This window comes from Pseudomonas sp. MOIL14HWK12:I2 (assembly GCF_000510745.1).
Classification (GTDB): domain Bacteria; phylum Pseudomonadota; class Gammaproteobacteria; order Pseudomonadales; family Pseudomonadaceae; genus Chryseomonas; species Chryseomonas oryzihabitans.
Window position 1 is genome coordinate 116,643 of record NZ_AZOA01000003.1, and the last position, 9,444, is coordinate 126,086.

The window sequence follows — 9,444 nt, forward strand, 5'->3', positions numbered from 1 at the left end:
AACAGGGCCAGGATCAAGGCCAACAAGAACGACGGGGCGGTCCATGAGTCAGTCCTTGCGCAAGCGCAATCCCTCCTACGAATTGATGGAGGACCTGAGCGGTCACTCGGTGATCTACCGGGAGCATGGTTTTCCCTGCCCGCTGGTGCGCTGGCATTTCCACAAGGAATACGAGCTGCACCTGATCGTGGCCAGTTCGGGGACCGCCTTCATCGGCGACTACATCGGCAACTTCTATCCGGGCAGCCTGTTCCTTACCGGGCCGCACCTGCCGCACAACTGGATCAGCCGCGTCGCCGAGGGCGAGGTGGTGGCCAAGCGCGACATGCTGGTCAACTTCACCAACGAGACGGTGGACAACGCCACGGCGGTGTTTCCCGAACTCAGCGGCCTGGCGCCGCTGCTGGAACGCGCCCGCTACGGCATCGAATTCCAGGATCCGCAGCTGATCGCTCGCGCCGAGGCCTTGCTGCAACAGATCTCCGAGAGCGGCGGCGCCACCCGTCTCGGTCATTTCCTAGTACTGATGGAGGCACTGGCCACCTCGGAGCGCTACCAGCTGCTGTCCGGCAGCGTCGAGCCGGCCACGGCCAGCGAACAGGCGGTGGATCGCACCAACCGGGCGCTGAATTTCATCTTCGATCACTACCAGCGTGATTTCACCCAGGAAGAAGTGGCCGAACACCTGGGCATGACGCCCACCTATTTCTCGCGCTTCTTCCGCCAGGCCACCGGTCGCACCTTCGTCGAATTCGTCAACAGCCTGCGCATCAGCAAGGCCTGCGAGATGCTCTCCCACAGCAGCATGCCGGTCACCGACATCTGCTTCGAGGCCGGCTTCAACAACATCTCCAACTTCAATCGACGCTTCCACCAACTCAAGGGCATGACCCCACGTCAGTACCGCACCCTGACGGTACAGCGGCTGACCGAGCAGAACGCCTGAACGACCTGTCGCGTCTCGGTCCTGCGGCGTCGAGCAGGTCTGTGATCAGCAGCCGCCCTTGAGCCCTGCTGTCGTGTGAATGCGAGACAGGGTTTATCGCCAGCTTGCGAGCCATTGAACAGACCGGACGCAAAGTTCGGTTATGATCGAACTACCACTCCTTGCCGACTGAGGCCAGTGCCACCATGACCGAATCCTATACCCCCCCACGCGTCTGGACCCCCACCACCTCCGGCGGCAACTTCGCCAGCATCAACCGTCCCATCGCCGGACCGACCCACGACAAGGAACTGCCGGTCGGCGAGCATCCCTTCCAGCTGTATTCCCTGGGCACGCCCAACGGCATGAAGGTGACCATCCTGCTGGAAGAGCTGCTGGCGGCCGGTCACGCCGACGCCGAATACGACGCCTGGCTGATCCGCATCAGCGAAGGCGAGCAATTTTCCAGCGGCTTCGTCGAGATCAACCCCAACTCCAAGATCCCGGCCTTGGTGGATCGCCGCGGCGCCGAGCCGCTGCGCGTCTTCGAGTCCGGTGCCATCCTGCTCTATCTCGCCGACAGCTTTGGCGCCTTCATCCCGAAGGATCACGCTGGTCGCACCGAGACGCTGAACTGGCTGTTCTGGCAGATGGGCTCGGCGCCCTTCCTGGGTGGCGGCTTCGGGCATTTCTATGCCTATGCGCCGGAAAAGCTCGAATACCCCATCAACCGCTATGCCATGGAAGCCAAGCGCCAACTCGATGTGCTCGATCGCCTGCTGGCCGAGCGCAGCTATGTGGCCGGCGAGGAGTACGGCATCGCCGACATCGCCATCTGGAGCTGGTACGGCAACCTGGTGCTGGGGCAGTTGTACAACGCCGCGGAATTCCTCTCCGTGCAGGACTACAGCCACGTGCAGCGCTGGGCCCAGGCCATCGCCGCCCGGCCGGCGGTGCAGCGCGGTCGGCGTGTCAATCGCACCTGGGGTGAGCCGGGCGAGCAAGTGGCCGAGCGGCATTCGGCCAGCGATTTCACCTGATCCGGCAGAGCGGACGGCTGCGGCATGTCTCCGCCGCCGCTAGCGACTCCAGTCCGCGGTCGCGGAGCCGAGTCGTGTCGCGGGGCGTTGCCACTGCAACTCGACCTCGCCGATCCTCAGCGGCGCCCGCAAGCGCAGCGCCGGACCCCAGGCGGTCGGCTCTCGCGTCTCGCTATAGTCGCCCTCCTCCGGCCCTCCATACGCCGGACCACCACTCGCGCCCGGTCGCTCACTCAGTAGCACAGCGGTACGGGCAAGGGACAGTCGCGCCGTCATAGCTCGCCGCTCCCGCTGACGCAGCGCCAGCCCGCGAAGGGCGGCGGCCGCCATGAGGTAGCCGGTAGCGTGGTCGAGCGCCTGCACCGGCAAGGGCACCGGCTGCTCACCGCCCTGCCAGTCGCGCCCGGCCGCGGCGATACCGCAGGACATCTGCACCAGGCTGTCGTAGCCCCGACGGAGCGCCCAGGGACCGCTCCAGCCATAGGCGCAGAGCGAAATATCGATCAGCCCGGAATTCAGCGCGCGACGTGCAGCGACGCCGTAGCCCAGTCGCTCCAGCGCATCGGCGCGATAGCCGTGGACCAGGATGTCTGCCGAGGTCAGCAGCGCCTCGAATCGCTGGCGATCGGCGGGGCGCCTGAGGTCCAGTCGCGCGCAGCGCTTGCCCAGGGTCACCTCGGGTGCCTGGGCCGGTTCGTCCCAGTCGGGCGGATCGATCCGCAGCACCTCGGCGCCCAGCCCGGCCAGCAGGCGGGTGGCGATCGGCCCGGCGAGGATGCGGGTCAGGTCGAGGACGCGGATGCCCTGCAACGGACGCTGTGGATCGGGCCGCCAATTGCTGGCGATATCCGCGACTGTCCATTCCTGGGCGATCAGCGGTTCGGCGCCAACGGCCTGCCCCTGGGGATGCGCCTGCCACTCCGCCTGGGTGCGCAGCTTCGCCGCGCAGCCGCCCGCCGCGACGATGGCCGTCTCCAGGTCTTCGCCCGACCCGCCCGCCATGGCCTGCGCCACGGCGTCATGGCTATTGGCGCAGCCCAGCACGGCCAGGGCGCGCTCCCGATGATGGGGCGCATTGGCGTGCAACCGTAGCCAGCCGTCGCGGGTACGGTAGTCGCCGGTTATCGCATCCCAGACGGCGGGCAATTCCCAGCCCAGGGGACGCAGGGATGTCTTGAACCAGGCCGCGGCCAGGTGCCGGTCCACCTGCACCGGCAATCCGGGTGCCCCTTCGGCCAGCAGGTCGCCGGCGGCCAGGCCGGCGACCCCGATCGCCGCCGTGGCGAGGTCGCTGACCGGAAAGCAGGAGGCCAGGCTGTCGTTGCCCCGGACCTGCAGGTTTGCCGCCTGGGCGGCAGACAGATCCAGGGCGGTGACGAGTTCGCCGAGCAGGGATTGAAAGACGGCAGGCGTACGGGACGGGTGGGTCAAGGCAAGGTCCTCCGCGGCAGCAGGCAGTGCTCTCACAGTAGCCCTGCTTGCGCGAGCAGGACACCGGCGTTCGTCCGTCTACCGTCCAGCCCGACACGGGGACAAATCGCCCTCTGCCTGGGTCTCCCCTTCATCAGCCCACCCACGCTATCGGGAGACCCCATGACCGAACGACAGCTACTCATCGCCGGCGCCAGCGGCATCATAGGCCAGGCCGTACTGGAAGCCTTCGCCAAGGCCGGCTGGTCCATCACCACCGTCGGCCGCTCGCGACAGGCACCCAGCCGCTTTCCTCATCTGACCGCCGACCTGCTGGACCCGGCCAGCCTGGCCGCAGCCAAGGCCGATCTCGCCGGCGTGACCCATCTGTTCTACAGCGCCCTCAAGCCCAACACCGACCCGGGCGTCGAGGCGGACGAAAACGCCGCCATGCTGGAGAACCTGGTCGCCGCAGTGCGTACCGCTGGCGCGCCTCTGGCCCGCATCACCTTCGTCCAGGGCGGCAAGATCTATGGCGCCCACCTGGGGGTGTACAAGACCCCAGCCCGCGAGGACGACAGCCGCCACTTCCCGCCCAACCTCTATTTCCGCCATGAAGACTTCGTGCGCAGCCTGGAGGCCGACGGCATCCGGTGGACCGCCCTGCGCCCCGACATCGTTATCGGCCACTCGCTGGGCTCGGCCATGAACCTCGGCAACCTGATCGGTCTCTACGGTGCCCTGTGCAAGGCGACCGGTACCGCCATGCAATTCCCCGGAACCGAGCAGGCCTATCGCGGCGCCCTGGTCAACGTCACCGCCGCGCCGCTGCTGGGCGAAGCCGCGGTCTGGGCCGCCGAAGAGCAGCGCGATGGCGCCTTCAACCTCACCAACGGCGATGTCTTTCGCTGGAGTCACGTCTGGCCGCAGCTGGCCGACTGGTTCGGGCTGGACGTCGGCGAGCCGCAACCCATCTCCCTGGCTCAGCGCCTGACCGCCCTGAAGCCGGTCTGGCAGGCGCTGGCGCAAGGGGAAGGACTGGCCGAGGCCGATCCCGAGCGGATCGCACCCGGGGCCTTCGGCGACTTCATCTTCCATGTCGAGAAGGACGCCATCTTCGATGTGACCAAGGCGCGGCAGGCCGGCTTCGGGCAGATGGTCCTGAGATCGGACGAGGTCCTGCTCGCGCACCTGGAGGACATGCGTCGGCGGCGGCTGATTCCCTGAGGCATCCCGCGCCGTCCCGACTGAGGCAAAACGCCCGGGACGGCGTGCGGTCTCAACCCCAACGTCTCGCCATTGGAGTTCTACCTTGTACGCCGACACCCTCACCTGGGGCCATGGCCCCCGCACCTTCGAAGTCTTTCTCGAGCCCACCTGCCCCTTTTCGGTCAAAGCCTTCAACAAGCTGGACGACCTGCTGGCCCAGGCCGGACCGGACCGCATCACCCTGAAGATCCGCCTGCAATCCCAGCCCTGGCACCTGTTCTCCGGCGTCGTGGTGCGCTGCGTGCTGGCCGCCGCCGCCCTCGAAGGCGGCAAGGAAAGCGCCAAGGTGGTGCTGGCAGCGGTGGCGGCCCATCGCGAGGAATTCGAGTTCAAGGATCACGCCACGGGACCCAATCGCGACGCCACGCCCAATGACATCATCGCGCGGCTGGAAGGCTACAGCGGCCTGGCCCTGGCCGATGCCTTCGCCAATCCGGACCTGCAGCACGCCGTCAAGTGGCACTGCAAGTACGCCCGGCAGAACGGCATCCACGTCTCGCCGACCTTCATGATCGATGGCCTGGTGCAGCCCGATATCAGTAGCGGGGATTCGGTCGCGGACTGGCTCGCGCGGCTGGAGTGAGCGCCGGGGCTCAGGATCGCGAGGAGGCATACTCCGGTCCCTCGCGCTATGCTCCGCGGCGTCCCCTCGACCCGAGACAGCCTCCTCATGGCCTGCCCTGCTGGAGCTCCATCCTGGAAGCCCTGAGCGTCTACCTGGGCCTGGCCGCCCTCGCCTTTGGCGCGGCCACCCTGTTGCCCCTGCAATCGGAAGCGGCCCTCGCCGGGCTGCTGCTCACCGAGCGCTATGCCACGCCCCTCCTGCTGCTGGCCGCGACACTGGGCAATGTCGCCGGCTCGACGCTGAACTGGTGGCTGGGTGCCCATCTCGAACGCTTTCGCCAACGCCGCTGGTTTCCAGTGTCGGCGGAGCGCCTGGCGCGTATCCAGGCGGCCTATCAGCGCTGGGGCTGGTGGTCACTGCTGCTCAGCTGGACACCCGTGATCGGCGATCCCCTGACCCTGGTAGCCGGGGTGATGCGCGAACCCCTGTGGCGCTTTCTATTGGTGGTGAGCCTGGCCAAGGCCACGCGCTACGTCGTGGTCTGGGGTCTTACCCTGGGCTGGCAGTGATCGAGCGCAGCAGGCAAAGGTCCGGCGGTCCCTGCCATCCAGACCTCTCGATGCGCTACCGAAACATCGAGCGCGCTCAACCGGCCTGACGGGTCCGCTGGCCCAGCCAGCCCGCCTCGACGGCGGCCAGGTCGGCGCGTGGGATGAGTTGCGCAGGAATGCAGCTGCAGCGCGACAGGTTGAAGACCTGGCGGCCCGCGGCGGTCATGACGTCCTGCATGACCTTGAGCCCGGGCAGGATACGGTTGTGCAGATGCTCGTCCAGACCACAGGGCGATCTCGCGTCCGCGCCGCCTTCGTAGAAGCGTGGAGCTCGGGCATTGAGGTCGACACCGGCCAGATAGATCCTGGTAAAGCCCAGGTGATAGGCCAGTTGCAGGGCGATGAAGGCAACGGTCCGGACATCGAAGATGCCGTAGTCCATGTCCCGGCTGAAGCCAATGTCGCGCGCTCGGCGACTGAGCAGGGTGAGCGTGCGTTCGGCCTGGTCGCGCTCCAGCCCGAGGTAGTGCTCCAGCCGGGTACTGGGCGCTCGTTTCAACGCGTGAGCCTTGGCCTGCCGGCTTTCCGCCAGGCTTTCGATCGCCGCCGGCCACAATGCCAGCCGCTGCGCCTGCTCGAGCCCGCATTCATAGAGCTCAGGTTGCTGCTCGGCAAAGCTCAGGTCGCTGCAGACGTAAAAGAGCGGACGGATGCCGCTCCCGCTCAGCTTGGCGATGGCACCGTTCATGGTGATGATCGGCACATCCTGCCAGGCGTCCAGGTTGAGTTCGGCAGCCGAAGGTCCGGAGGCCAGCAGGAGCACCGGGCCCCGTTGACTGTTACGCAGGGGCGCGAAGTCCCGGCTCACAGCGGCGAGCCACCTGGACGCGCGTCATCAAGGACCTTGTACAGGCGGTTTGAAAGCTGCTCGAGTGGCATGCCATCAGCTCCCTATCGGCGATGACGAAGGTAATTAGTCATACATAATCAACGGCGCCGATAAAAAAGTAACCGGCCAGACTCATGAATGACGCTACCAACGCTACGTTTTGCCGCTTAGGACTCACTTAAGGTGCCTGTACCAAATGTGGTGCCCATAGCAATTAGATGACTTGTTTGTGAGCCAGTAGGAGCCAAGGCGGCCCAGGGCCTGGAACGATCCGAAGATCCGCCATTCCCGCAGGGCCTCGACCGCTCGCGAGTGGCCCTCACCAAGAATGGCAGGGTCACAGGGCTGGAATTTGCCGCCAACCGCACTGTGCCTGCACGAGCGCGGTGGACAGGCGAGAGGACTATCGCCTCGCCAGCGAACTAGGAACCGCGGTAGGTGCTGAAGCCATAGGGGCTGAGCAACAGCGGGATATGGTAGTGCTGCTCCGGCTGGGTGACGTCGAACACCACCGGGATCTCGGGGAAGAAGGCGCTGCGGCCCTGCTGGCGGTAGTAGTCGCCGGTCTTGAAGACCACGCGGTATTCCCCCTTCTCGAAGGTCTTTTCCTTGGGAAACAGCGCCGGCACCCGGCCCTGCTCGTTGGTGACCTCTTCCGCCAGCGGCTGCCAGCCCTGCCCCACCTGACGTTCCAGGGTCACATGTACGCCGGCCGACGGCTTGCCATCTTCCAGGTTGAGCACATGAACACTCAGGGGATTGGGTGCGGCGACCGCAAAGCCGGACAGGGCCAGACCCGACAACAGCACGAACGTCTTCATGGAGATTTCCTTCAAGGATGGGAGGTGAGATTGAGGTGTTCAGCGGCCGCCAGCGCACAGCGCTCATCCGCCCCGCCCCCGCCGGCACCGGCGATGCCCAGGGCGCCGACCAGCTGGTCGCCTTCGTAGAGGGGGATGCCACCGCCCAGCAGCAGCAATTCGGGCAGGGTGACGAGATTGGCCGCGTCCGGGTTCTGCCGGGCACGCTCGGCCAGCGCCTGCGAGGGGGTACGGGTGGACAGCGCGGTGAACGCCTTGCGCCGCGCCGCCTCGGCGTTGTGCGGTCCGACGCGGGTATCGCGTTGCAGGAGGATCAGTTGACCGCTGCGGTCGAGCACCGCCAGCGCGGCGCTGCAGGGCGCGGCCTGTGCCAGTCGCTGCGCGGCAGCAAGGTCGAGATCCGGGTGCTGCGGCAGCGCCGCCTGCGCCTGACCGAGCAAGGCAGCGCCCAGCAGCGTGAGGGTTAGGGAAGAAAGAAAGCGCGACATGATTGGAGGTCCAGGAGATGACCTCGCCAACTTATCCTGATCGTTCGGTCAGGAACGGGTACTGCGGGATGACAATTTTGTCAGAAGGATCAGCGGGATAGCTGGCCGGACCCAACAGGCACCATTCCTCACCCGCGGCTTGAACATTCGTCCCCTGCGCCGCGTTAAGACGGCGTGCCGGGGCTCCCGTTGCGTTTACCCGTCTCTATTGCCGAGCAACCCGAGTCAATGGTGCAGTACTCTACTGCCGTTTTTTATATAGGCGCATCGCCTCCCGCGAGCTGATGCGCCCTAGCTCACTCTGCCGCCGCGACGATAGCGATCTCGACCAGCAATTCCGGTGCCGCCAGCCTGGATTCCACCGTGGCCCGCGCGGGTGCCTGCCCTTCCGGTGCCCAGGCGTCCCACACCTCGTTCATGCCGGCGAAGTTGGCCTGGATGTCCGAGAGCCATACCTGGGCGCTGAGAATGCGCGTTTTGTCCAGGCCGACCTTGGCCAGGTAGTCGTCGATCTTCTGCAACACCTGCGCGGTCTGTCCCTTGATGTCCTGGGTGCGATCATTGGCCGTCTGGCCGCCGACGAAGGTGATACCGCCCTTGTACTGGACGACCCGGCTCATGCGCTGGTTGGTTTCGATACGGGTAATGGGTTGCATATAGGCTCCTTGGGTTGCCTGGGGGTTGAGGAATCTCTGTGAAAGCGATCGATGGCAAAGGCCGCGAGATCGATGGGTGAAGACTCGCCCAGCACCAGCTGCGCGACGCGCTGGCCGGTGCCGAGGCTCATCTGGAAACCGCTGCCGCAGTAGCCGAACGAATAGGTCAGGCCACTGGCGCGACTGCTGCTTGAGATGACGGGCAGATCGTCCTCGGTGAAGGCTTCGATACCGGACCAGGCGCGATTGATGCCCAGATGCCTGAGGTGCGGAAAGAGATCCGTCACGGTCTGGGCGCTGGTCACGAGCCGAGCGATATCGACCTCGCCATGGCGGGCATCGAAGTCCAGGGCACCGATCAACTTACCGCCAATGACCACCGTGCCGGCGTCGAACTGCTTGAAGGACAGGGCGCGACCGGTGGCGCCGAGTACCTGCTTGCAGAAGGGCGCCACCCGGTGAGTCACCATCAGCATCAGGCCTTGCGGATAGGTGGGTACCGGCTCACCCACCTCGACAGCCAGGCGCCCCGCCCAGGCACCGGCCGTCACCACCAGCTGGTCCGCCTCGAACCGCCCTTGGCGTGTCAAATGGTGCTCGCTGCAATCTGCGCCTAATGATGTCGGACGATTTTCAATGATTCCCTACAAAAGCCCCTGACCGCTAGAGCGATGAGAGCATCGCCAACCAAGCCCCAATCGCTGACCTCATTGCTTGCAGGTACATGTTGCAAAAAAGCCATTTCAAGAACACGGTCTACCTTCTATTTCGCCACCAACGACACGAGAGCAAAACATGTCGCCGACTACAAAATCATTTGGCTCAAAGGG

Annotated in this window: 11 protein-coding genes; 5 read left to right on the plus strand and 6 right to left on the minus strand. The window is 65.6% G+C overall.

All coding sequences use genetic code 11. From position 1 onward, the window contains the following. Positions 1-43 precede the first annotated feature (43 nt). Together PSK12I2_RS0100565 and yghU are read left to right on the plus strand one after the other, a co-directional pair. Positions 44-946: an AraC family transcriptional regulator gene (locus PSK12I2_RS0100565; RefSeq protein WP_027596884.1), complete on the plus strand. Its 903-nt coding sequence runs from the start codon at positions 44-46 to the stop codon at positions 944-946. A 185-nt stretch (positions 947-1,131) separates the two neighbouring features. After that, positions 1,132-1,965: a glutathione-dependent disulfide-bond oxidoreductase gene (yghU, locus tag PSK12I2_RS0100570; RefSeq protein WP_027596885.1), complete on the plus strand. Its 834-nt coding sequence runs from the start codon at positions 1,132-1,134 to the stop codon at positions 1,963-1,965. Positions 1,966-2,004: 39 nt separating this feature from the next. Here yghU and PSK12I2_RS0100575 read toward each other — a convergent pair whose 3' ends face one another. Beyond that, on the minus strand, positions 2,005-3,396 hold the full coding sequence (locus PSK12I2_RS0100575; RefSeq protein ID WP_027596886.1) for a CoA transferase: 1,392 nt from the start codon (positions 3,394-3,396) through the stop codon (positions 2,005-2,007). Positions 3,397-3,558: 162 nt separating this feature from the next. On the opposite strand from PSK12I2_RS0100575, the gene PSK12I2_RS0100580 reads away from it, so the two are divergent. From PSK12I2_RS0100580 to PSK12I2_RS0100590, 3 genes are all read left to right on the plus strand, one after another. Then, entirely contained in the window at positions 3,559-4,602 is a 1,044-nt protein-coding gene (locus PSK12I2_RS0100580) for an SDR family oxidoreductase (RefSeq protein ID WP_027596887.1), read from the plus strand. A gap of 85 nt (positions 4,603-4,687) precedes the next feature. Continuing rightward, positions 4,688-5,227: a thioredoxin domain-containing protein gene (locus PSK12I2_RS0100585; protein ID WP_027596888.1), complete on the plus strand. Its 540-nt coding sequence runs from the start codon at positions 4,688-4,690 to the stop codon at positions 5,225-5,227. Between the two features lie 113 nt (positions 5,228-5,340). Continuing rightward, the gene (locus tag PSK12I2_RS0100590; RefSeq protein ID WP_027596889.1) at positions 5,341-5,778 is read left to right on the plus strand and encodes a YqaA family protein; all 438 of its coding nucleotides are present in this window, start codon (positions 5,341-5,343) and stop codon (positions 5,776-5,778) included. Positions 5,779-5,854: 76 nt separating this feature from the next. On the opposite strand, the gene PSK12I2_RS0100595 is transcribed toward PSK12I2_RS0100590, so the two are convergent. The 5 genes from PSK12I2_RS0100595 to PSK12I2_RS23525 all read right to left on the minus strand — a co-directional run bounded on the left by PSK12I2_RS0100595 (position 5,855) and on the right by PSK12I2_RS23525 (position 9,204). After that, positions 5,855-6,628, minus strand: coding sequence for an LPS biosynthesis protein (locus tag PSK12I2_RS0100595; RefSeq protein WP_027596890.1), 774 nt, complete (start codon positions 6,626-6,628; stop codon positions 5,855-5,857). Between the two features lie 443 nt (positions 6,629-7,071). Then, positions 7,072-7,470 carry a hydroxyisourate hydrolase gene (uraH, locus tag PSK12I2_RS0100600; protein WP_027602718.1) on the minus strand — a complete coding sequence of 133 codons (399 nt, stop codon included), beginning with the start codon at positions 7,468-7,470 and terminating at the stop codon, positions 7,072-7,074. Positions 7,471-7,481: 11 nt separating this feature from the next. Then, positions 7,482-7,958 (minus strand): heme-binding protein, encoded by a 477-nt coding sequence (locus PSK12I2_RS0100605; protein WP_027596892.1) that lies wholly within the window; start codon positions 7,956-7,958, stop codon positions 7,482-7,484. Positions 7,959-8,254: 296 nt separating this feature from the next. Continuing rightward, entirely contained in the window at positions 8,255-8,614 is a 360-nt protein-coding gene (locus tag PSK12I2_RS0100610; protein ID WP_027596893.1) for a RidA family protein, read from the minus strand. Continuing rightward, positions 8,575-9,204 carry an FAD-binding oxidoreductase gene (locus tag PSK12I2_RS23525; protein ID WP_244950610.1) on the minus strand — a complete coding sequence of 210 codons (630 nt, stop codon included), beginning with the start codon at positions 9,202-9,204 and terminating at the stop codon, positions 8,575-8,577. Before PSK12I2_RS23525 ends, PSK12I2_RS0100610 begins: the two co-directional genes overlap by 40 nt. Between the last annotated feature and the right edge of the window lie 240 nt (positions 9,205-9,444).